Below are 20,309 nucleotides of genomic sequence, written 5' to 3' on the forward strand. Positions count from 1 at the left end.
AAGATTGCCACAATGCGGCGCAAGGTTGATGCTGTGGCTTGATGACTTTTGGGGGAAGGCACCAGCGTGACGGTGGAACGTGAACAGGTCGGGACGGAGGGGTTCAACTCGCAGCGCTTGCGCTTCGGGCGGCGTATTCTCATCCTGTCCTCTGTCACAATCTCCATCACCACATCGCTGATTTCGATCCTGCTGGTCTTTGGATTGCAGCAGGATCAGAACGCGGTTCTACCTGTTCTGATCGGCTCCCTTATCTATTTGATAATCCCGGTGCTTTTTCGGGTCGGATTGTCGGTCGAGATTGTGCGGGACTCGTTTTTCGCGATCACCTTTGCCGTGGTCTTGCTGATCTCTCTCGACCCTGCGGCCGGTGTCGCCTTCGGATTCATCAGCTATCTGCCGATTTTCGTATGTGTCGCAGGCATGCTCTATAGCCTGCGTGGCCTGTTGGTGATTGCCGGGCTGGCAACCGCGCTCGTCGTCAGTATCGCGATCCTGGACATCACCCGCCTGCCCAATGTGCGCACGGTTTCGGATCCCGGTGAGGTCATCATGATCGCGACGCGGCAAGGTTATGCGATCCTGTTTTCCACCGTTCTGGTGATCGTGGCGATGCGCCTGTTTCAGGACATGTTGGCCCGAATGCGCGAAGCCCGCGACGAAGCGCGGCGCATCAGCGAAAGCAAGACAGCCTTCCTGGCCAATGTGAGCCACGAGGTGCGCACGCCGCTCAACGCAATTCTGGGCATGGCGGAAATCCTGAAGACAACCGAGCTGACAGCCGGTCAGCGCCGCAAGATCGAAACCATCTCGCATTCCGGCGGCACCTTGTTGGAACTGCTCAATGATGTGCTTGATGTTTCGCGGCTCGAAGCCAATCAGATGCCCGTCACCCCATCCGCGCAGAGCCTTAGCGAGATTTTCGACGGGCTTCACAGGCTGTGGGCCCCGATGGCTCAAGGTAAGGGCCTGACCCTGCGCCTTTCGATTGAGCCAGGCGTGCCTGATCGTGTCATGGTGGATGCGCAGCGGCTTCGCCAATGCGTCACCAATCTGATCTCGAACGCGATCAAATTCACATCTGACGGAGAGGTCAGCGTATCCGTCCGCGCTGAACCGCACGAGTCGGGCGACACAAAGCTAATCATCGACGTCACGGATACGGGCATTGGCATGTCCGCAGATGCAGCCGACAGGGTGTTTCGTGCGTTCGGGCAGGCTGATGAGGCGATCAGCAAATCCTTCGGCGGAACTGGCTTGGGCCTGACCATCACACGGCAGCTTGCACGGCTGATGGGCGGCGACCTGCGCTTTAAGTCTTTGGAGAACTCCGGGACGGTCTTCACTCTGACACTGATCGCAGCCCCCGCCGTGGAAGAACCGGATGATATTGATCAGATGGGCGGGCAACCCGCAGCGGGAATGCGCGTTTTGATCGTGGACGACGTTCCGACCAACCTCATGGTTGCCGCGACTTACATGCGGGCACTTGGCGCCCAGGTTGACGAGGCGATGAACGCTGACACGGCGTTGGAGCTGATCCGCAATCAGGCCTTCAATCTGGTTCTGCTCGACATCCACATGCCGGGCAATAATGGCCTTTGGGTGTTGGAGCGGTTGGCAAATGGCAAGGGACGGGTGCCGCCGATTGTGATGATCACAGCCGGAGCCACAGAGCGGGAGATCGAGCGGGCGCGCAATCTGGGCGCGCGGGATGTTCTGGTCAAACCGTTGACGCCACGCATGCTCGAAGGGCTGGTGCGCGATCTTGCTGCGTAAGCGCCACGGCGCCTTTCGGGAAAAATGAAGACAGCTTTCAGCGCCCTTGCACGAAACAGCCCCCGCGCTGTATAGGCGCCGGAAAGCAGAGTTTTCATCAGGACAGAAGCGTATGGCCAAGATCAACGGTAACGAAATTCGCCCCGGCAACGTGTTGGAGCATAATGGCGGTCTTTGGGTCGCCGTAAAGGTCGGCCACGTGAAACCCGGTAAGGGTGGCGCGTTCGCTCAAGTCGAAATGAAAAACCTGCGCAATGGCTCGAAGCTGAACGAACGCTTCCGGTCTGCGGACAAGGTCGAGCGTGTGCGGCTGGAACAGAAAGACCAGCAATTTCTTTACGAAACCGACGGCATGCTCGTTTTCATGGACAGCGAGACGTTCGAACAGGTCGAAATTCCTGCCGATATCCTCGGCGATCGACGCCCGTTCTTGCAGGACGGCATGACCATCCAGCTGGAATATTACGAAAGCGAGGCGCTGAACGCGTCCCTGCCAGAACGTGTGACCTGCCAGATCGTGGAAACCGAGCCTGTGGTGAAAGGTCAGACGGCCGCGAACTCCTTCAAGCCCGCCGTGCTCGACAATGGTGTCCGGGTCATGGTGCCACCTTTCGTTGCACAGGATGAGAGCATCGTGGTGTCCACGGAAACCATGGAATATGTTGAACGCGCCTAATCCAGGACGCGTCAGAAAAGCAAAAGGCCGCTTTCCAAATGGAGAGCGGCCTTTTCCGTTTCACCCACGGTTCATTCAGAGGCGTCGTGGCGCCGGACCGCGCGGCGGTTGGCCCGGTTGTAATCCCACTGCCGCCGCGCCGCCGCCACCTTGTGCAAAGTTCGTAGAGATCTCTCCCCAGAAGCAGCGGGGAAAGAAGGGGTAGGTGTCGGTCGCGAAGTAGACGAATTCCCCATTCAGATATCCGCCATTGCACTGATCGAGGTCGCCCGAACCCGAAACATACTCCCAATCCTCGACATAACTGCCATCATAGGCGCCGAAGGGCTCAGACGGGCGCGTTCCGGATTTGAGTTGCCAGCTCGACGTCATCGCACTGCTGACATAGTGGATTTCGAACCCGTCTGCCGCATAGCCAAGATGCGTACCGTCCATGCCAGCCATCAGGACATCGGACGGGCCGTGGTAGTGATAGATGCCTTGATTGTCGACATGTGCCCCCGCCGCGTCGATGCCCAGAAGATCCGCTGACCCCATCCCCTCAAGGTTCCAGCCCGACGAACGATCCCGAGAATGGCCGCGCGGGCTGCTCGCATCATACCAATCTGCGGTTCCGGGGCGGATCGGGATGCCGTTCAAAGCGATCCCGACGGTTCCGCCAGATTGCTGCGCGGTCGTCCCTCGGGTTGGCGTCGCGTCTACACAATACTCATGATCTTGAACGGAAATCGAATGTGGGTTGCCAGCGTTCGGGAAGGTTCCCGTTTCATGGTCTGGAATGCCATTTGACAGAACGCAAATCTCCCCGCCCTGCTGGACAATGTCGGAGCGGGCGATGCTGGCGCCGACGGCCCCTGTGCACGCGGCGACAAGCAGAGTTCCTGCCAGGATGCGGGCGTGGGTCTTAAGAGTGGTCATCATGGCATTGGCCTCATTCTTAGCGGTGATTTGCCTGTGATACGGACCGCTGCGCATCTTCCGTCGCAGAAATGTCAGATCGTTTGAAACTTCTTTCAAACCATTCCGTGGTTGGTTGGAGTTGTTCATCCAAGGAGGCATGCGATGTTGAGTGAAAATATTATGGTCGGTCTGGGATTTGCCGCGTTTGGGATTGCCCTGATTGCCATATTGGCGCGTCCCGCTCCGGTGGAAGAGGTGCACGTCTTCAACGTGATCGCGATGACGGAAGCACCAGTCATCGGGGTTGTCCCGGAAACCGAGACGGTTGCCATTCTACCTGCGCCCGCGCCCAATCGCGGTTGATCTGCGTATTGCGCAACCCCGTGTGGCGCTATCTGCCCTTGCATATTGATCGGCTGAGCGTTACGCCCCGCCCGTCCACTCCATCGCAGGTAGTCCCATGTCCGTAGCATCCGCAAATATCAATCTGATGATCAAAGCCGCCCGCAAAGCGGCACGCGGGCTCGTTCGGGATTTCGGCGAGGTGGAGAACCTGCAGGTTTCCATGAAGAGTGCCGGTGACTTCGTTTCGAAGGCCGACATGAAAGCGGAAGAGATCATTCGGCAGGAGCTGATGGAAGGGCGTCCCAACTATGGCTGGTTGGGAGAGGAGAGCGCCGAGGTCAAGGGCGCGGACCCGACCCGTCGCTGGATCGTCGACCCGCTCGACGGCACCACGAATTTTCTGCACGGCATGCCCCATTGGGCGATTTCCATTGCCCTTGAGCATAAGAAGGAAATCGTGGCTGGCGTTGTCTACGATCCGGTGAAGGATGAGATGTTCGTGGCCGAGAAGGGCAACGGCGCCTGGCTTAACGACCGTCGCATCCGGGTCAGCGGTCGGCGTGACATGATCGAAATGGTCTTTGCGACCGGCGTGCCCTTTGCGACGAAGGGCGATCTTCCCGAAACCTTGAAAGATCTGGGCCGTTTGATGCCGCATTGCGCCGGTGTCCGTCGCTGGGGTGCGGCGTCGCTCGATTTGGCTTATGTGGCTGCGGGGCGATATGATGGATATTGGGAGCGGTCGCTGAATGCTTGGGACATCGCGGCCGGGCTGGTGCTCGTGAAAGAGGCCGGCGGGCTTCAGGCCCCGATCGAAGAGGATGAGAGCATCCTCGAAAGTGGCTCCGTCATCGTTTCGAACGAAGCGGTTCACGAACGCTTCACCAAGATCATCCGCAACCAGTGATGCGTTGGCTGGCAGGGATTGTCTTTGCCGCCGCCCTGCCCGCCAAGGCTGATGAGGCCGCGTTGCGGGGTGCCGTTCAAACCTGCCTTGGCATAGAAAGTCGGCTGGACCGGCTGGAGTGCTATGATGCTATTTCCCCGCGCTTTGCCATTGCGCCTGCGCAAAGCGCTTGGCGGATGGAAATAGAGCCGGGATCGCCAAACAATATTACGATCAGCCTGGAGGCCGTGCGCGGGCGTGCGGCTTTTGACCGACCGATCCTTCTGATCGCAAGATGTCGCAACGACACGACGGAGATGTTCATCCACTGGAACCAATTTCTGGGACAAGATGGCGGAACCCTGCCCGATCTTTGGAAAGAGGTTGAAATCAAGCTGGATGATGGCCCCGCCGAACGTGGCGAATGGCCCCTCTCGGATATACAAGAAGCGACATTCACACCTGAATGGGGCGGACGCCTGCTGCGCCGATTGTCGGAGAGTGATCGGCTGATCGCGCGCATCACGCCCTATGACGGTGAACCGCTGGAGGCGGAGTTTGCTTTGACCGGTTTGGAAACGGCGGCCCGACCGATCGCTGCGGCATGCGGCTGGTCCTTTGACGGCTAGTCGATCCGCCGCAAGACTGCCTCACCCGCCTGCATGTCGCCCGTTGCGCGATCGAAGCGCAGATGAGCGAGGCCTTCATTGCCCGAAACGGTGAAGAGCGTTCCTACAGCCTTCTCCCCCGCCGTGATCGGGGTTCCCGATGAAGGTGCAGGTCCCTCCACAGACACCCGTGAGAGGCCCTTGCGCAGCTCGGTCTTGTGCTTCATGCGCGCAGTCACTTCTTGCCCCACATAGCATCCTTTGCGGAAATCGACGCCGTTCAATCGCTCGAACCCTGACTCCAGAATGTAGCTTTCATCCGGGACCAGCTCGATCCCGGTCTCTGGCACAAGATAGGCGACACGGCGCGCGTCATAGTCTGCGCGCGTCATGCCTTCGCTGACCGACGCACCATAAAGCCGCCATCCCATGCGCGGGTCCCGCGGATCGGCAATCGCGTCTTCGACGGGCTGATCCAGTGCCGCAACCGACATATCTGTCGGCGTGATCTGAACATCCGCACGCAGCCGATACATCGTCAGGCGCCGCGCCAAACCAGCGGCCTGATCGCTCTGCACATCCAGCAAGACGGCGTCCCCTTGTGCGATCAGGAAGAAATCGCAGAGGTATTTCCCCTGCGGTGTAAGGATCGCCGCCCAGACAGGCGCATCTTGCAGTTTGGACACATCATTGGTGACCAGCCCTTGCAGGAAATCGATCACATCCCCGCCGGTCAGTCGCAGGATCGTTCGGTTGCTGAGCGCATGTGTCATCGGGAAGCTCCTCGCATCATGCGATCGATATAGGGGACGGATGCCACCGCGCCCACCTTCCGTGAAAATCTGCGCGCGCAAGTTCGACGGTGTCGCCTGTCGGCCACTCCGTCAGCTGAACCGTGGCGCTGTCCGACCGGTCGTCGAGCTCAAGACGCAGCCAAGAGAGAGGCCTTGTCCGGCCAAGCTCAGCCAACTGCGTGGCGACGGCCCTGCGCTCCACGTCTGACAGGTATCCCCACATCACAGAGTGGAAGATGACCGGATGGGCGGATGCGTTTTGAATTTCCGGGGCGATTGATGCGAGCCATTCGGCCGCCCCAGCGGTCGCAATGGGCGGACGAGCTGCACCCACGAGGGCAAGCGCTGCCCTAGCGCGAGCCAGACGCTGTGGCTGATCGGGCCAGATATAGGCGAGCATTCGGGCGGCAGCCTGCGGATTGGATGCGTCGATGGGTGAGAGGTCAGATCCGGCCCGGTCCATGATCTCAAGCGGTATGTCGAACGCGGGAGGCGCGCCGGACCACTCACATTCCAGCGTAACCGTAGCGTCTGGCGCGCCCCAATGGCGTCCACCGCCGAAGTCATAGCGATACTTTTCCGGGAATAGGTTCAGCCCCGCGCTTGATCCAATCTCATACAGGTTCAGAGCGCCATTCCGGGCAGCGATGGTGAGCAAGCCCCCCAACAAGACACCAGAGCGTGCGACCTCATTCGTCTGCGGTGCGGCTTTCAGCCAATCCTGCAATGCCTCATCAAAAAGGGCAGCGCTCACCCGCTGGCGCAAGATATGCGGAGGTACACCATTGGGCGGGTAGACCTCGGCCAACCGATCGTCCCGCCAACTCAGGGCATGCAGGCCGCCACACAAGCGCAATGCGAGAGCGGCGTCCCGTGGATCGGCGCTGAAACTCAAGACAGTCTTGGCAACGGGCGCATCGCTCATCGGCAACAGATCCGCCAGTATATGGCAGAGATTTCCCGTGAAAGGACTGCCAAGATTTGTGCAGATATCGCCCTGCGCCCGAAAATGATCCAATATTGCCGCTGACGTCACGTTGGCCCTTTCCCCCAAGGCGCATGGGCCTAGAGTTTGCGCAGAACATAAGGGAGCACGACCATGAAAGCGATGCAGATTACAGAACTTGGCCAGCCTTTACAGCTGGTTGACGTCGACGCTCCGACACCGGGAAAGGGTGAAGTCTCCATCCGCGTTGCCGCATGCGGTGTGAATTTTGGCGATACGTTGATGGTCAAGGGCACCTATCAGGAGCGCCCACCGTTGCCCTTTGCGCCCGGTATGGAAATCTGCGGCACGGTTGAGGCGGTCGGCGAAGGCGTAAAGGGCCTCAAACCCGGCACGCGGGTTGCGGCGCTCTGCGGATCAGGTGGTTTTGCCGAGGTGGCAACCGCACCTGCTGCAGCCTGCGTGCCCGTCCCGCCAAATATGAGCGATGCGGAGGTTGCGGCCTTTTTGGTGGCCTATGGCACCTCCCATGTCGGGCTCGACTACCGCGCGCGCCTGAAAGAAGGTGAGAACCTGCTGGTGTTGGGTGCTGCGGGCGGGGTCGGGCTGACCGCCATCGAAATCGGAAAGCTGATGGGGGCAAACGTCATTGCCTGCGCGCGCGGCGCGGCGAAGCTGGAGATTGCCAAGCAGACCGGCGCGGATCATCTGATCGACAGCGACACCGACGATATTCGCGAGGTCGTAAAATCACTTGGTGGTGCTGATGTTGTTTATGACCCGGTTGGGGGAGATCAGTTCAAAGCTGCGATGAGGGCGTGCAACCCAGAGGCTCGTTTACTGCCGCTCGGCTTTGCATCCGGTGATGTGCCGCAGATCCCAGCCAATATCCTTTTGGTGAAGAACCTGACTGTTCACGGCTTCTATTGGGGTGCCTACTCGAAGTTCAAACCTGAAGTCCTGGCCAACAGCTTCATGCAGCTCTTCCAGTGGCACATGGCTGGCAAGCTGAAGCCGCATGTCAGCCATCAGATTCCATTGGCGGATGCGAATGACGCCCTTGACCTGCTGACCACCCGTAAAGCGACGGGAAAAGTCGTTGTGACGATGGGCTAGATTGGGTTGGCGGGCGCCTGTCAGGCGCCCACATTACTCTGCCGCGACAGCGGTTGGACCTCCATAAGCGCCACGCACAGCCCGGGCGAGGTGCCCCGCCAATTCCGCATTGGCACCCTTTGCGACGTACATATTGATGTTGATCTCTGGCAGCTGCGGCAACGCCCCGCCATGCCGCACCGCTTCCATATAGGGCGGTGTCGATCCGCTCACGACGGCATGTACTGCAAGATCGGCCGAGACACTGGCCTCCACCGTACGTGTCGAGTCGCTCTCAACGGCCATCTCCCACGGGACGTCCGCTGAATCGAGCGCCACCTGCACACCCGCGCGGAAAATGCAGGCATATTCGAAGGCTAAGCGCAGCGGCCGTTGCTTCCACGCCTGACCGTTTGGTGCGCCAACCCATTCCAGCTGCTTGCTGGCCAGTGTCACGCCCCCTGCGTCCACGTCCTGCTCGGTGGTGAGGATCAGATCAACCTCACCCCGCGCCATTTGAGCCTTGAGGCCACGGGTGTAGGATGAAATCAGCGTTACCTTCACGCGGGGATAATCGACGGCGAAACGCTGCAGGATCAATGGAACATGGGGATAGACGATGTCGTGCGGGACGCCGAAAACAATTTCGCCTTCGTAATCAGAATGCGTCATCCGGCTCCAGACTTCGTCATTCAGACGTAGGATCCGCCGTCCGTAGCCCAACAGCTGCTCCCCCTGAGCGCTGAGCGCGACGCCCCGACCGGACCGATCGAGGAGCGGCTGGCCCAGAGACTCCTCCAACCGCTTGATCTGCATGGATACGGCACTCTGTGTCAGATGCAGCTGACCGGCGGCGCGCGTGACCCCGCCGCATTCTGCAACGGTCACAAATGACCGGAGGGCTGTCATATCGAGATTGCGGGGCATCATCACCTCCCGTGATGTATCACTTCACATTCATTCGTTTGTGTTACGTGAAGTGAGTCTCTAAATCAATCACCATCAACGATATGAAATGCGCAATACATTCGCAAACAAGATGGACCTTGACCATGTATATGACCGCAACCCTTCCCCGCTCTGCCCGCCCTGCCCTTTCGCTGGCCTGGTTCACCCGTTGCTATCTGATGGCTCGGACCCGTGCGCAGCTTGCAAAACTGGATGACGCTCAGCTTGAGGATCTGGGCCTGTCCGCACAGGACGCGGCACGCGAAGCAGCCCGCCCCTTCTGGGCCTGATCTGCCGCACAAACAGGATGGGGACGATCAATCGTCGAGATCGTCCCAGTCCGGGCCCAACGGATAGGACACCAGTGTTCTGTAATCTGGCCCATCTGGCGAGAGGCGGGATTCGATCAATTCGAACCGGTCCGCCCAAAAAGGCCCCAGCTGAACATCCACATTCTGCGCGAACCACGCGGCATCTCGCACGTCGAGCGGTGCGCGCAACCTGCTGAGCGTGATGTGAGGCACAAAGCGGCGTCGCTCGAGCCGCAAACCCGCGCCATCCGCGGCCTTCACAACCGAACGGTGCAAACGATCAAGGCCAGAGGCCTCCACATTTGCGTGCAGGTTCCGGGGCTTTGACGATCCAAATTGGCCAAGCCCGGCCACCTTCCAGCTGAACGGATCATCCTCGATGCATCCCAGCAGTGCTGCGCATTCTTCTGCCTGCGCCTGTCCAACAGCGTCGCCGAGAAATGCTAGTGTGATGTGATACTGCGCGGGGGGAACGATGCGCCCGCACCGAAAGCCAGCGCCAACATTGGCAACAGCCTCGCGCGCAGGTCCGTCAACGGGCACCGCCACGAATAGGCGCATCACTCAACCCGTTCAATCAGCTCGAGCACATATGGGCCAAGCCCCTCGACAATCAGGCTGACCCCTTCGGCATTTGGATGAATTCCGTCCGCCTGCATGTAGTCTTGCGCGGCCGCGAGGCTTTGTTCCTGCAACCCCAACCCTTCGAACCAGCTTGGCGCAAAGACCGCGCCATACCTCTGGGCGAGTTCGGGATACATGGTATCGAATGCTTCCTTGAATGCGGGGCCATAATTGCCCGGCGCCTCCATCCCCACCAGCAGCACGGGCAGATCCTTTTCAGCCGCCGTAGCCAGAATTCCATCGAGATTGGCACGGCTCATGGAAGGGTCGAGCCCCCGTAGCAGGTCGTTGCCACCCAGCGCCACGATCATCGCATCAACATCGGGGGTGAGGGTCCAATCCACCCGTGCCAGCCCGCCGGCGGTCGTATCGCCCGAAACACCTGCGTTCATAACGGTCACGTCCGCGCCTTGATCGCGAAGCCACGCCTGCATTTGAGGCACGAACCCGTCCTCGACCGCGAGCCCGTAGCCCTGGGTCAGACTGTCGCCCAAGGCTGCGACCGTGATCTCCTGCGCGGTGAGCGGCGTAGCAAGCACGATCAGGCCCATGGCCCCATTGCGGATCGACAGCGCCGCCCCATATGTGAACCGAAGTCCCTTACGGAGCATTCCAATGACCGACACTGTTCTCTCGCTCGTCGATGCGCGGCTCACGCTCGCTGGCAATGCAGGTCCGATTGACATTTTGCATGGCATATCGCTGGACATCACGCGCGGAGAAACTGTTGGGCTGACAGGGCCAAGTGGTTCGGGCAAATCATCGCTCCTCATGCTGATGGGCGGGCTGGAACAGGCGACCGGCGGAACGATCAACGCGCTCGGTCATGATCTTACATCACTGGGCGAAGATGCGCTCGCCCGGTTTCGCAGGGATCATATGGGCGTAGTGTTTCAGTCTTTCCACCTGATCCCAACGATGACCGCACTGGAAAACGTTGCGACGCCACTGGAATTGGCCGGCAAGGCCGACGCGTTCGACCGGGCCGCGGAAGAACTGGCTGCCGTGGGCCTGAAGGACCGCATTCACCACTACCCCAGCCAGATGAGCGGTGGGGAGCAACAGCGGGTCGCTCTTGCCCGTGCCGCAGCCCCACGCCCCGAAATCCTGCTCGCGGACGAGCCGACCGGAAACCTGGACGGCGCTACGGGTGAGGCCATTATGGATGTTCTGTTCGGGTTGCGGGACCGTCACGGATCGACGTTGGTGCTCGTGACCCATGCGCCTGAGCTTGCTGCACGGTGTGACAGGGTGATCCGCCTGCGCGACGGCGCGCTCGACACCCTTGCACAAGCCGCCGAATAGACCGGAGCGCGTCATGAGCTTTTCTGTTGCCACCCGCATCGCCCGTCGAGAATTGCGCGCGGGCTTGCGCGGCTTCTACATCTTTCTTGCCTGTCTCGCGCTCGGCGTTGCGGCCATTGCCGCGGTCGGATCTGTGCGTGCGGGTATCGAGGCTGGGTTGGCACGGGAAGGCGCGGCCATCCTTGGCGGAGATGCACAGGCACAATTCACCTACCGTTTTGCCACGGAAGAAGAGCAGGCCTGGCTTGCCTCAATATCCACACAGGTCTCGGAAACGGTCGACTTTCGCTCGATGGCTGTTTCGGGAGACGAGCGCGGGCTGACCCAGGTGCGTGGCGTCGACGACCTTTACCCGCTTTACGGTGAAGTTGAATTGAGCCCCCCGCTTCCGCTCGACCAAGCGCTGGAGATGCGCGCACTGCCCGGCGGTGTGATGCAACCCGTACTAGCAGACCGTATGGGCCTGTCCGTTGGAGATACGTTTACGCTGGGAACTCAGGAATTTGAGTTGCGTGCCTTGTTGGAGCGCGAACCCGATGGCGCTGGTGCAGGCTTTGGTCTGGGGCCACGAACCATCGTGACGCTCGAAGGGTTGGAGACATCGGGCCTCATAACCCAAGGAACCCTCTTTGAGACGCAATATCGCCTCGCCCTGCCCGCTGATGCCGATCTGGATACGATTGCAGCCGCAGCGGAAGAGCGTTTTGCCGATGCGGGGCTACGGTGGCGCGACAGCCGCAATGGTGCGCCTGGCGTGGCGCGCTTCGTGGATCGCCTCGGCGCGTTTCTTGTGCTTGTGGGGCTGAGTGGCCTTGCTGTCGGCGGGCTGGGCGTCAGCGCAGCGGTGCGCACCTATCTCGATGGAAAGATCGAGACAATTGCGACGCTCAAAACATTGGGTGCAACCGGGTCGACGATTTTCCAGACCTATCTGATCCAAGTCGGTGTGCTGACCCTCGTAGGGATTGCCATCGGCATCGCTCTCGGCGCACTCGTCCCGCTCGCCCTCGGTCCAATTATTGAAGCCCGCCTGCCCGTGCCCGCTGTGTTCGGCATCTATCCTGGTCCTTTGGCAGAAGCCGCTGTCTATGGCGTGCTGACCGCGCTGATCTTCGTGATCTGGCCCCTCGCTCGGGCACAGGATATTCGTGCGGCTGGCCTCTTTAGGGAAATTGATGGGGGCGGACGCAAGTTGCCACGGTTCGCTTACCTGTTGGTGATTGCGGCTCTCGCCGTATCACTTGTCGGCCTTGCCGCGTGGTTCTCTGGCGTTTGGATGCTGGCGCTGGCGACCGCCGGAGGCATTCTGGGCGCGCTGCTGATCCTTGCGATTATGGCTTGGCTAATCCGGATTGGCTGTCGCCGCTTGTCGCAATCCAGACTGGCGCGCGGCCGTCCGGCCCTGCGGCTCGCATTGGGGGCAGTTGGTGGACCCGGCGGGGAGACCGCAAGCGTCATCCTGTCTTTGGGGTTGGGCCTGACGGTGCTGGCAGCGGTCGGTCAAATCGAGCGAAACACCCGCGACGCGATCAGTCAGGATCTGCCCGAGATCGCACCCGCCTATTTCTTTGTCGACATCCAAAACACGCAACTTGACGGTTTCCTCTCAACCGCGTTCGAAGATCCGGCTGTGGATCGCATTGATACTGCCCCGATGCTGCGGGGCATTCTGACGCGCATCAACGGCCAGCCGGCCAAGGATGTGGCCGGAGATCATTGGGTGCTGAATGGCGACAGAGGGGTGACCTACTCGGCCTTACAGCCCGACGATGCCATCCTCACGGAAGGCGCGTGGTGGCCGGAGGATTATGATGGCCCGCCGCTCGTCAGCTTTGCTGCCGAAGAAGGGGAAGAGCTTGGCCTCTCGCTCGGCGATATGCTGACAGTGAACATTCTGGGGCGGGATGTAGAGGTTGAGATCGCATCCTTCCGCGTGGTGGATTTCGGCAATATGGGCATCAACTTCATCATGACGATGAGCCCCAATGCCCTTGCCGGAGCGCCCCACACCCACATTGCCACGCTTTATGCCGAGGAAGCCGCAGAAGGTCGTTTGCTGCGCGCGCTTGCGGGAGCCTATCCAAACATCACTGCCATCGGCGTCAGGGACGCAATCGCCCGCGTATCGGACGCGCTGGGTGGATTGGCGGCTGCAACGTCCTATGGCGCGTCGGCAACGTTGATTACTGGTTTCGTCGTGTTGATCGGGGCCGCAGCCGCGGGCACACGGCGGCGTGTTTTCGAGGCCGCGGTGCTAAAGACCGTTGGCGCGACACGCGGTCGCATCCTGGGATCTTTCGCCCTGCGCTCTGCCATTTTGGGCGCCGCGGCTGGCCTTGTTGCGATCCTGGGGGGCGCACTGGCTGGGTGGGGGGTCATGACATTCGTCATGGAGGCAGACTATGTATTCGAGCCGGTTAGCGCCTTCATGATCGTACTCGGTGGAGCCACCGCAAGCCTGTTGGCGGGTCTTGGTTTCGCGCTTGGACCGCTGGCGGCCCGCCCTGCCCGTGTCTTGCGCAGTAAGGACTGAACAACCCCAAGCTGCGTCTTGAAATTGCGCCTCTGATCCCAATATTATGACCGAAAGGCTCAGGATTGAGCCACTCATGCCGGAAAGGGAGTTTCAATGGCACAGTTTGACACCGTACGTCAGCAGACGGCTGCAACAGCCGGTGCTGGCGCCCGCGCAGCCGAGATCGATACGGGTCTGCGCGCTCATATGAACAAGATCTACGGGCTGATGTCCGTGGGCCTGGGTGTGACCGGCGCGGTCGCATGGGCTTTTGGCACATCCGAAGGACTGCAATCGATCCTGCGTGATCCGATCACCTTCCAGCCGAACATCCTCGGCTTTGCCGTGATGTTTGCGCCGCTCGCCTTCATCCTTGTGATGTCCTTCGGCATCAACAAGCTGTCGGCCGGTGCCCTTCAGTTCCTGTTCTACACCTTTGCTGCTGTCATGGGCGCGTCCATCAGCTGGATCTTCCTAGCTTACACCGGCGCATCTATAGCACAAACATTCTTTGTGACGGCAATCGCCTTCGCGGGTCTGTCTCTCTATGGCTACACGACCAAGAAAGACCTGTCAGGCATGGGCGCGTTCCTGATCATGGGCCTGATCGGTTTGATCGTGGCGAGCATCGTCAACATCTTCCTCGCGTCCTCCGCGCTTGGCTTTGCGATTTCCGTGATTGGTGTTCTGATCTTCGCGGGCCTGACGGCTTATGACACGCAGCGTCTGAAGAACGAGTATATCATGGCCGCCCGCGCTGGTGCGACCGAATGGCTGCAGAAGTCCGCAATCATGGGCGCACTCAGCCTGTACCTGAACTTCATCAACATGTTCATGTTCCTGCTTCAGTTCCTCGGCAACCGCGAGTGATCTGAGCAAAAGTCAATGATACACAGGGCCGGAGGGAAACCTCCGGCCCTTTTGCTATGTGATGTGTAAACGGGCGTCACGCTGCATGCGGATTGCGGGAAACGGAATGTCGCCCGGGAAGCGAAGTTCGACCGGCTCAATCTCCACAAATCCCTGTGCCGCATAGAACGGGACTGCGGTCAGAGTTGAGAGCGCTTCAAAACGATGCAGTCCGACAGCCCGCGCGGTGGCAAAGCAGTGTTGCAGGATGCGCGCCGCCACACCAAGGCGGAGCGCATCGGGATCTACGGCCACGTGACGGATATGGGCCAATCCGTCCGTCACCGCATCTCCACCGGGTGCGTTCAGCGTGAAGCCCCCGCAACCGACGATCTGTCCGGCCCGCTCGACCACAAAGTAGCTGCCGCTGGACAATAGGGCCGGTTGCGCGCGCACCATCACCGGAAGAGCCGTTACAAGGACAGATGGTGGATAATCCGCGGGCAGTAAGGCGGCATAAGAACGGCGCAGAACTGTTTCCACGGCATCCATGTCGCTCAGCGTTGCCGTTCTCAACTTAAGATCAGCCATATGTCCCCTCTAAACGAAAAAGGGCCGCACCTTGCGGCGCGGCCCCCTGATCCTAGGATCGGGCTAGATCACTTGATCTTGCCCTCCTTGTATTCAACGTGCTTGCGCGCGACCGGGTCGTACTTACGTACGGACATCTTTTCGGTCATCGTGCGGGAGTTCTTTTTGGTGACGTAGAAATGGCCCGTTCCCGCAGTGGAATTCAGGCGGATCTTGATCGTCGTCGGCTTCGCCATGATCCATCTCCTGTAACGGGCGGGGTCCGCCCCTTGGTTTACACTGAGTCCGTTTGGACCCTAAATCTCGAACCCGTCTCCTACACCGCTGGTCGGTGGTGTCAAGCGGTGAGCATCCGGAAATGGGACCGTTCGCCAACGTGATTGAAGAACGGCACAGGTCTTGGGCCAGTGCGCAGGCGCGCCTCAACCTCGGACAGTACGATCTCTGTTATGAAGGGCAATGCGAGCTTGCGGGCATCGGCAAGCGGAACCCAGTGCAAGTGGCTCAATTCATCGCAGGCTTCGCTGAAATCGTCTGGGTCCCCTGTGATATCCTCTACCCGCGCCATGAAGAACCGGGCGTCAAACCGGCGCGGCCGACCCGCAGGCGTCACGGCGCGAAAAATCACATCAAGCGCGCCAAGATCGGGAAGCAAACCGCGTGCAACAAAGCCAGCCCAGTCTGGGGGAACATCCTGTTCAGTCTGACCCGGTTGGCCCAGCGCGAGACCAGTTTCCTCAAACAGCTCCCGAATCGCGGCGAGTGCCAGGCGCGCCGACTTATCTGGCTCTGACTGCTGATTTAAAATTGCGCGTACGTGCGGAACAAGGTCCCGGTGGACCGGAATGTCGCGGTCCTGATCATCAAGTGCGCCGCCCGGAAACACGTATTTGTTCGGCATGAACACCGCCTTTGCGCCGCGCTGGCCCATAAGAAGGTGTGGATCATCTCTGCCGCCACGCAGAAGGATAATCGTCGCGGCATCACGGATAGGAACGTCATTTGGATCTGTCATAGCCGACTATGCGCAGAGCCTGGAGGTCGGCTCAATAGTTGTCAGGCTCCGCGCCGAACCCGTGCATGCGCTTGGCCCACTGGAACGCGATCCAACCGCCCTTGATCCGCGGCAATAGCCAAAGCGAGAGCAAAACGAACGGCACGGAGAGACCGAAAAACAGCACCCAGGGGCTGGGCCGCCATAGTTCGTAAATCAGCACGATCAGCGGTGCCATCAGATGGCCCGCGATCAGCATGGTGAGCCAAGCCGGACCATCATCCGCGCGCTGTGGCGTGAAATCCTGCTGGCAGACAACGCAGTCATCACGAACTTTGAGATAACCCTCAAAAACCGGTCCCGCGCCGCATCGCGGGCAGGTACGCCGCCATCCTCGCATGATGGCCGTCTTTGTATCACGCTCCTCAGAGCTAAGGGCGGGCGGTGTGTTTTGGGCATTCTCTATCATGCGACCTCCCTACTCCCTCTTTTGAGCGGCGTCACGTGGACAAAAGCGCCCGCCTGCCGTCGACCGAAGAATCTGAAAAATTCTGCGACGGAATTGCTCTGGCCGATGCGTATCACCCCCGACAACGCGCAAAGCGGGGTCGAGACAGACAAGAACCTATCGAGTGGAGCACAGACAATGTTTATGACCAAGAAAACCCTTCTCGCCACGGCACTGATTGCAGTGCTCGCCGCACCCGTCGCCTTCGCCCAAAGCGGACCAAGCGGTTTCGACTTTGACGTTGTCGATACCAACTCTGACGGAGAGCTGACAGCTGATGAGCTGAACGCCTTTGCATTGGCCCGTTTCGAGGCACAGGACCTGAACGACGATGGCGAACTTGACGCGGAAGAGCTGTCCGCAGCGATCGCGGCTCGCGCGGAAGAGCGCCGGACCCGTGGCGTGGAGCGCATCATCGAGCGCGCGGATGCTGATGGAAATGGGACGCTGAGCGCCGACGAACTGGGCGGCCGCCGCAGCCCTGAAGAGCGTATCGCGCGACTTGATACTGACGACAGCGGTACGATCTCGCGCGAGGAAGCTGAGGCTGCCTCTGATGACCGGCGTGGCAACCGTGGTGATCGTGGCGACCGAGGTGAGCGAGGCGACCGTGGCGGCGATCGCGCAGCAGAATAAGAGTGCTCTAGGAACTCTGTCGGGGGCGTGGTTTAGTGTGAACGCCCCCGATGCCCCTTGTCCTGACGGAGATACCCGCGCGTTGTTTTCTGCCAGCCGAAATCACGATGCGGAGCTCATGGCCGCATTCGCGCGCGGCGATCAGTCTGCGGCACGTGCGCTGACAGAACGTCATGCAGGCCGGGCGCTGTCGGTGGCGACTCGCATGCTGGGCGAAACGATGGAAGCGCAGGACGTCACCCAGGAAGCCATGCTGCGCCTGTTTCGCAAGGCGCCGGACTGGGATGGTGAGCGCGCGCAGGTCAGCACGTGGCTCTACCGTGTCGTGTCCAACCTGTGCATCGACAGGCTGCGCGGACGGCGGAGCGAACCGCTGGACGCGGCGGGCGAACCTGAGGACGAAACGCCAAGCGTTGATGCCCGATTGCAGCAGATGGACCGGGCCAAGGCACTCCATGCCGCCATTGATCGCTTGCCCGACCGGCAGCGTCTTGCCGTCACGCTGCGCCATATCGAAGAGTTGAGCAATCCGGAGGTTGCCGTGGTGATGGAGACAAGCGTTGATGCAGTGGAAAGCTTGCTGGCCCGTGGCGGACGGGCGCTGCGCGCGGCCCTTGGCCGACGCCGCGATGATCTGGGAGCCATGGAATGATACAGGAGGACAAGATGACCGATGCCTCAAAGCAGATTGATGATGATCTCAACGCGTTCTTCCAGGCCGCCCGCGACGAAAAGCCAGAGCCCGATGCAGAGTTGATGAGCCGGATTCTGGCCGACGCCGCCGTGATTGGTGCTGATCATCATCGGGCCCATGCGAGCCGTGGGGAGACGGCCCCGCCTGCGGGGTCTTGGTTCAGCCGTTTTTCAGAACTGTTCGGCGGGTTTGAGATTGCGGTTCCAGCCTTTGGATGTTTCGCAATAGGCATGATGATCGGACTGAATGGCGGTGCCGATTTCGCGATTCTCCAAGGGCTTGATGTGATCCTGGGGGCAGAAGACATTGTGGCCATGGGATACGCCATTGACGGGGTCGAACTGATCGGGACGGAGACGGGATTGTGAGCGAGACCCCACAAATGAGCCGTGGTTTCAGAATCGCATTCGCAATATCGCTTGGATTGAACGTCCTGGTCATCGGAGCGGTGTTGGGAACGTTTTTGCAAGACAGCGGTGCACCGACCCGCCTGGCCGCGACCCCAAATTTCAATCAATCCATTCAAGCACTTCCTGATGTGGAACGTCAGGCCCTTATCAGCCAGTTGAGGGACCTCGCCGCAGAGCGTGGGACCCCCCGCAGCCAACGGATCAACGCCATGCGGATGTTCACGCAGGCCCTGCGTCAGGAACCAATGGACCGAGAGGCTATCGTCGCCCTCTGGGCCCAGCGCCAGACAACCGGTGACATGATGCGGCAGGAGGCAGAAAACCTGCTCCTCGACACGCTGGAAGGGCTGCCGCTTTCCGAGCGGATGGCATTTCTGGAACGGCTCAACGAGCGTCAATCCAATCGTCCGCGACCGCCGCGTGGCGAAGGTGACTGGCCACGGCAACGCTCAAACGACAACTGATCTAGCGCAGGCCGCTATGCGGTTTTGCTCTTCACACTCTCAAGCGCAGACGTCACGACGCGGTTGCGGCCCTGCGCCTTTGCCAGATACAGCATTTCGTCCGCCTGCCCGATCAGTCGTTCTGCGGACAGTTCGGCACCGGTTGTCGCTGCCATGCCAATGCTGACGGTGCAGTTGATGGATTGACCCGTGCCGATATCGAATTTGGTATTCGCGATGGCACTGCGCACCCGCTCGGCCACCGGGCGCGCGCCGTCGACGCAGGTGTCGGGCAATGCGACGAGAAACTCTTCGCCACCCAGACGAACCGTCAGGTCGACGCCCCGCACCTGTTGCTGAATAAGCCGCGCAACGGATCGTAACAGTTCATCCCCGGCATCATGACCGTAGGTGTCGTTGATGCGTTTGAAATGATCAAGATCAAGGACCATCGCAGTGACGCATCTGCCCGCAGGTGCGCTGCTTTCCAACATCTGGCCAAGGCGGAAACTGCAAAACCGTCGATTATAGAGCCCGGTGAGGGGATCAATAGAGGCAAGCCGCAGACCATCGGTCAGGTTGTCCCGGAGCCGCATGGAATACAATCTGCGACGCAGTTGCGACTTCATACGCATCGAAAGCTCACTGGGATCGCAGGGCTCCATCACATAGTCCCATGCGCCAAGATCAAGCGCCTTTGCCGCCGTGCGCATGTTGTCATCATTTACAGCGACGATTACCGCAATATTCCGGGTTGCATAGTTCCGTGAGAGCGCCGCTGCACAGCGCAGACCATCGCCATTTGCTGACAAAGCCTGATGCACAAGGACCGCATCCGGCTGTCTGCTTTCTGCAAGGCTGAGAGCATCGCCTTCCGTGGTGCAAAAGCTTGCAACAACGCCGAGCCTCGACGACAGGCTGTCGCAACAGGCCTGCCCCTGACGGGCGTCAGGCGCGGCAACAAGAACAGACTGTCCAGGCCCGATTGCCGGCGCCTTGGTCAAATCATCAACCGGCAGGCCGAGGTCGCGTGCAACGTCGTTTCGGTGGCGCAACTCATCCATAGCGAAGCGGACACGCATCAAATTCCGGACTCTCGCAAATAGAGCGAGGTCATGGATCGGCTTGATGAGGAAGTCATCCGCCCCAGCCGCAAGACCGCGGACCCGATCGTCTGGATCGTTGCTGGAACTCATCATCACGACCGGAATATGCGCTGTCGCCGAACTGTTCTTAAGCTCAGCGCACAATTCAAAGGCGTCGATCTCCGGCATCATGACGTCAATCAGCACCATCGCGGGTGGTGAATGGCGCAGGATGCCGCCGACCTCTTCCGCATCGCCGGTCACGATGACATCGTAATAGACACTGGTCAGCTTCGCGCGGATCAACGCCCTGTTAGCCGCAACATCATCAATCACCAGAATGCGTCCAGACATTGCGCCCCGCTTG

Annotated in this window: 25 protein-coding genes; 14 read left to right on the plus strand and 11 right to left on the minus strand. The window is 60.1% G+C overall.

The features are described 5' to 3' along the window. Positions 1-66 precede the first annotated feature (66 nt). Both POI8812_RS10175 and efp read left to right on the plus strand, forming a co-directional pair. Complete coding sequence (locus POI8812_RS10175) at positions 67-1,779, plus strand: ATP-binding protein (RefSeq protein WP_108782425.1); 1,713 nt, start codon at positions 67-69, stop codon at positions 1,777-1,779. Positions 1,780-1,891: 112 nt separating this feature from the next. Next, positions 1,892-2,455, plus strand: a complete 564-nt coding sequence (gene efp, locus POI8812_RS10180; RefSeq protein ID WP_108782426.1) for an elongation factor P — start codon at positions 1,892-1,894, stop codon at positions 2,453-2,455. 75 nt (positions 2,456-2,530) lie between these two features. On the opposite strand, the gene POI8812_RS10185 is transcribed toward efp, so the two are convergent. Beyond that, positions 2,531-3,376 carry a YHYH protein gene (locus POI8812_RS10185; RefSeq protein ID WP_245895341.1) on the minus strand — a complete coding sequence of 282 codons (846 nt, stop codon included), beginning with the start codon at positions 3,374-3,376 and terminating at the stop codon, positions 2,531-2,533. A gap of 141 nt (positions 3,377-3,517) precedes the next feature. Here POI8812_RS10185 and POI8812_RS10190 point away from each other — a divergent pair, with 141 nt between their 5' ends. The 3 genes from POI8812_RS10190 (at position 3,518) to POI8812_RS10200 (ending at position 5,215) form a co-directional block, all read left to right on the plus strand. Beyond that, positions 3,518-3,718: a hypothetical protein gene (locus tag POI8812_RS10190; RefSeq protein ID WP_108782427.1), complete on the plus strand. Its 201-nt coding sequence runs from the start codon at positions 3,518-3,520 to the stop codon at positions 3,716-3,718. Between the two features lie 97 nt (positions 3,719-3,815). Then, complete coding sequence (locus POI8812_RS10195) at positions 3,816-4,607, plus strand: inositol monophosphatase family protein (protein WP_108782428.1); 792 nt, start codon at positions 3,816-3,818, stop codon at positions 4,605-4,607. After that, a complete protein-coding gene (locus POI8812_RS10200; protein ID WP_108782429.1) occupies positions 4,607-5,215 on the plus strand; it encodes a type VI secretion system-associated protein TagO in 609 nt (202 codons plus the stop codon). Before POI8812_RS10195 ends, POI8812_RS10200 begins: the two co-directional genes overlap by 1 nt. Here POI8812_RS10200 and ygfZ read toward each other — a convergent pair. Together ygfZ and POI8812_RS10210 are read right to left on the minus strand one after the other, a co-directional pair. Continuing rightward, positions 5,212-5,967, minus strand: a complete 756-nt coding sequence (gene ygfZ / locus POI8812_RS10205) for a CAF17-like 4Fe-4S cluster assembly/insertion protein YgfZ (RefSeq protein ID WP_108782430.1) — start codon at positions 5,965-5,967, stop codon at positions 5,212-5,214. The genes POI8812_RS10200 and ygfZ overlap by 4 nt on opposite strands. A gap of 16 nt (positions 5,968-5,983) precedes the next feature. Next, complete coding sequence (locus POI8812_RS10210) at positions 5,984-7,024, minus strand: DUF2332 domain-containing protein (protein WP_162844993.1); 1,041 nt, start codon at positions 7,022-7,024, stop codon at positions 5,984-5,986. A gap of 63 nt (positions 7,025-7,087) precedes the next feature. Between POI8812_RS10210 and POI8812_RS10215 the strand changes: the two genes are divergently transcribed. Next, positions 7,088-8,050, plus strand: coding sequence for an NADPH:quinone oxidoreductase family protein (locus POI8812_RS10215; RefSeq protein WP_108782432.1), 963 nt, complete (start codon positions 7,088-7,090; stop codon positions 8,048-8,050). A 33-nt stretch (positions 8,051-8,083) separates the two neighbouring features. Here the strand turns inward: POI8812_RS10215 and POI8812_RS10220 are convergent, their stop codons facing one another. Then, on the minus strand, positions 8,084-8,956 hold the full coding sequence (locus tag POI8812_RS10220; RefSeq protein WP_108782433.1) for a LysR family transcriptional regulator: 873 nt from the start codon (positions 8,954-8,956) through the stop codon (positions 8,084-8,086). 125 nt (positions 8,957-9,081) lie between these two features. Between POI8812_RS10220 and POI8812_RS10225 the strand changes: the two genes are divergently transcribed. Beyond that, positions 9,082-9,267, plus strand: coding sequence for a DUF1127 domain-containing protein (locus tag POI8812_RS10225; RefSeq protein ID WP_108782434.1), 186 nt, complete (start codon positions 9,082-9,084; stop codon positions 9,265-9,267). A 27-nt stretch (positions 9,268-9,294) separates the two neighbouring features. Here the strand turns inward: POI8812_RS10225 and thpR are convergent, their stop codons facing one another. Further along, on the minus strand, positions 9,295-9,849 hold the full coding sequence (gene thpR, locus POI8812_RS10230; protein WP_108782435.1) for an RNA 2',3'-cyclic phosphodiesterase: 555 nt from the start codon (positions 9,847-9,849) through the stop codon (positions 9,295-9,297). Beyond that, positions 9,849-10,523, minus strand: a complete 675-nt coding sequence (locus tag POI8812_RS10235; protein WP_108782436.1) for an arylesterase — start codon at positions 10,521-10,523, stop codon at positions 9,849-9,851. The genes thpR and POI8812_RS10235 overlap by 1 nt, the downstream gene beginning before the upstream one ends. A 4-nt stretch (positions 10,524-10,527) precedes the next feature. On the opposite strand from POI8812_RS10235, the gene POI8812_RS10240 reads away from it, so the two are divergent. The 3 genes from POI8812_RS10240 (at position 10,528) to POI8812_RS10250 (ending at position 14,602) form a co-directional block, all read left to right on the plus strand. Then, positions 10,528-11,217, plus strand: coding sequence for an ABC transporter ATP-binding protein (locus tag POI8812_RS10240; RefSeq protein ID WP_108782437.1), 690 nt, complete (start codon positions 10,528-10,530; stop codon positions 11,215-11,217). Positions 11,218-11,230: 13 nt separating this feature from the next. Further along, positions 11,231-13,750 (plus strand): ABC transporter permease, encoded by a 2,520-nt coding sequence (locus POI8812_RS10245; RefSeq protein WP_108782438.1) that lies wholly within the window; start codon positions 11,231-11,233, stop codon positions 13,748-13,750. Positions 13,751-13,846: 96 nt separating this feature from the next. After that, the gene (locus tag POI8812_RS10250) at positions 13,847-14,602 is read left to right on the plus strand and encodes a Bax inhibitor-1/YccA family protein (RefSeq protein ID WP_108782439.1); all 756 of its coding nucleotides are present in this window, start codon (positions 13,847-13,849) and stop codon (positions 14,600-14,602) included. Between the two features lie 54 nt (positions 14,603-14,656). Here POI8812_RS10250 and POI8812_RS10255 read toward each other — a convergent pair whose 3' ends face one another. From POI8812_RS10255 to POI8812_RS10270, 4 genes are all read right to left on the minus strand, one after another. Then, positions 14,657-15,172 (minus strand): GNAT family N-acetyltransferase, encoded by a 516-nt coding sequence (locus POI8812_RS10255; RefSeq protein WP_108782440.1) that lies wholly within the window; start codon positions 15,170-15,172, stop codon positions 14,657-14,659. Between the two features lie 68 nt (positions 15,173-15,240). Further along, positions 15,241-15,408 (minus strand): 50S ribosomal protein L33, encoded by a 168-nt coding sequence (gene rpmG / locus POI8812_RS10260; RefSeq protein ID WP_108782441.1) that lies wholly within the window; start codon positions 15,406-15,408, stop codon positions 15,241-15,243. A 101-nt stretch (positions 15,409-15,509) separates the two neighbouring features. Continuing rightward, positions 15,510-16,187, minus strand: coding sequence for an NUDIX hydrolase (locus tag POI8812_RS10265; RefSeq protein ID WP_108782442.1), 678 nt, complete (start codon positions 16,185-16,187; stop codon positions 15,510-15,512). Positions 16,188-16,218: 31 nt separating this feature from the next. Beyond that, positions 16,219-16,635 carry a DUF983 domain-containing protein gene (locus POI8812_RS10270; protein WP_108782443.1) on the minus strand — a complete coding sequence of 139 codons (417 nt, stop codon included), beginning with the start codon at positions 16,633-16,635 and terminating at the stop codon, positions 16,219-16,221. A 183-nt stretch (positions 16,636-16,818) separates the two neighbouring features. Here POI8812_RS10270 and POI8812_RS10275 point away from each other — a divergent pair, with 183 nt between their 5' ends. The 4 genes from POI8812_RS10275 (at position 16,819) to POI8812_RS10290 (ending at position 18,878) form a co-directional block, all read left to right on the plus strand. Further along, positions 16,819-17,310 (plus strand): EF-hand domain-containing protein, encoded by a 492-nt coding sequence (locus POI8812_RS10275; RefSeq protein WP_162844992.1) that lies wholly within the window; start codon positions 16,819-16,821, stop codon positions 17,308-17,310. 118 nt (positions 17,311-17,428) lie between these two features. Then, positions 17,429-17,962: a sigma-70 family RNA polymerase sigma factor gene (locus tag POI8812_RS10280; protein WP_108782548.1), complete on the plus strand. Its 534-nt coding sequence runs from the start codon at positions 17,429-17,431 to the stop codon at positions 17,960-17,962. 14 nt (positions 17,963-17,976) lie between these two features. After that, complete coding sequence (locus POI8812_RS10285; protein ID WP_146186151.1) at positions 17,977-18,372, plus strand: hypothetical protein; 396 nt, start codon at positions 17,977-17,979, stop codon at positions 18,370-18,372. Continuing rightward, positions 18,369-18,878 carry a periplasmic heavy metal sensor gene (locus tag POI8812_RS10290; RefSeq protein ID WP_146186152.1) on the plus strand — a complete coding sequence of 170 codons (510 nt, stop codon included), beginning with the start codon at positions 18,369-18,371 and terminating at the stop codon, positions 18,876-18,878. The genes POI8812_RS10285 and POI8812_RS10290 overlap by 4 nt, the downstream gene beginning before the upstream one ends. Positions 18,879-18,892: 14 nt before the next feature. Here POI8812_RS10290 and POI8812_RS10295 read toward each other — a convergent pair whose 3' ends face one another. Further along, on the minus strand, positions 18,893-20,296 hold the full coding sequence (locus POI8812_RS10295) for a diguanylate cyclase (protein ID WP_108782447.1): 1,404 nt from the start codon (positions 20,294-20,296) through the stop codon (positions 18,893-18,895). Between the last annotated feature and the right edge of the window lie 13 nt (positions 20,297-20,309).

The organism is Pontivivens insulae, assembly GCF_900302495.1.
In the GTDB taxonomy this organism is placed as follows: domain Bacteria; phylum Pseudomonadota; class Alphaproteobacteria; order Rhodobacterales; family Rhodobacteraceae; genus Pontivivens; species Pontivivens insulae.

Coding starts and splice junctions, on each gene's coding strand:
- efp (WP_108782426.1), top strand. CDS start 1,892: ATGGCCAAGATCAACGGTAACGAAATTCGCCCCGGCAACGTGTTGGAG.
- POI8812_RS10185 (WP_245895341.1), bottom strand. CDS start 3,376: ATGATGACCACTCTTAAGACCCACGCCCGCATCCTGGCAGGAACTCTG.
- POI8812_RS10190 (WP_108782427.1), top strand. CDS start 3,518: ATGTTGAGTGAAAATATTATGGTCGGTCTGGGATTTGCCGCGTTTGGG.
- POI8812_RS10195 (WP_108782428.1), top strand. CDS start 3,816: ATGTCCGTAGCATCCGCAAATATCAATCTGATGATCAAAGCCGCCCGC.
- POI8812_RS10200 (WP_108782429.1), top strand. CDS start 4,607: ATGCGTTGGCTGGCAGGGATTGTCTTTGCCGCCGCCCTGCCCGCCAAG.
- ygfZ (WP_108782430.1), bottom strand. CDS start 5,967: ATGACACATGCGCTCAGCAACCGAACGATCCTGCGACTGACCGGCGGG.
- POI8812_RS10215 (WP_108782432.1), top strand. CDS start 7,088: ATGAAAGCGATGCAGATTACAGAACTTGGCCAGCCTTTACAGCTGGTT.
- POI8812_RS10220 (WP_108782433.1), bottom strand. CDS start 8,956: ATGCCCCGCAATCTCGATATGACAGCCCTCCGGTCATTTGTGACCGTT.
- POI8812_RS10225 (WP_108782434.1), top strand. CDS start 9,082: ATGTATATGACCGCAACCCTTCCCCGCTCTGCCCGCCCTGCCCTTTCG.
- thpR (WP_108782435.1), bottom strand. CDS start 9,849: ATGCGCCTATTCGTGGCGGTGCCCGTTGACGGACCTGCGCGCGAGGCT.
- POI8812_RS10235 (WP_108782436.1), bottom strand. CDS start 10,523: ATGCTCCGTAAGGGACTTCGGTTCACATATGGGGCGGCGCTGTCGATC.
- POI8812_RS10240 (WP_108782437.1), top strand. CDS start 10,528: ATGACCGACACTGTTCTCTCGCTCGTCGATGCGCGGCTCACGCTCGCT.
- POI8812_RS10245 (WP_108782438.1), top strand. CDS start 11,231: ATGAGCTTTTCTGTTGCCACCCGCATCGCCCGTCGAGAATTGCGCGCG.
- POI8812_RS10250 (WP_108782439.1), top strand. CDS start 13,847: ATGGCACAGTTTGACACCGTACGTCAGCAGACGGCTGCAACAGCCGGT.
- POI8812_RS10255 (WP_108782440.1), bottom strand. CDS start 15,172: ATGGCTGATCTTAAGTTGAGAACGGCAACGCTGAGCGACATGGATGCC.
- rpmG (WP_108782441.1), bottom strand. CDS start 15,408: ATGGCGAAGCCGACGACGATCAAGATCCGCCTGAATTCCACTGCGGGA.
- POI8812_RS10265 (WP_108782442.1), bottom strand. CDS start 16,187: ATGACAGATCCAAATGACGTTCCTATCCGTGATGCCGCGACGATTATC.
- POI8812_RS10270 (WP_108782443.1), bottom strand. CDS start 16,635: ATGATAGAGAATGCCCAAAACACACCGCCCGCCCTTAGCTCTGAGGAG.
- POI8812_RS10275 (WP_162844992.1), top strand. CDS start 16,819: ATGACCAAGAAAACCCTTCTCGCCACGGCACTGATTGCAGTGCTCGCC.
- POI8812_RS10280 (WP_108782548.1), top strand. CDS start 17,429: ATGGCCGCATTCGCGCGCGGCGATCAGTCTGCGGCACGTGCGCTGACA.
- POI8812_RS10285 (WP_146186151.1), top strand. CDS start 17,977: ATGACCGATGCCTCAAAGCAGATTGATGATGATCTCAACGCGTTCTTC.
- POI8812_RS10295 (WP_108782447.1), bottom strand. CDS start 20,296: ATGTCTGGACGCATTCTGGTGATTGATGATGTTGCGGCTAACAGGGCG.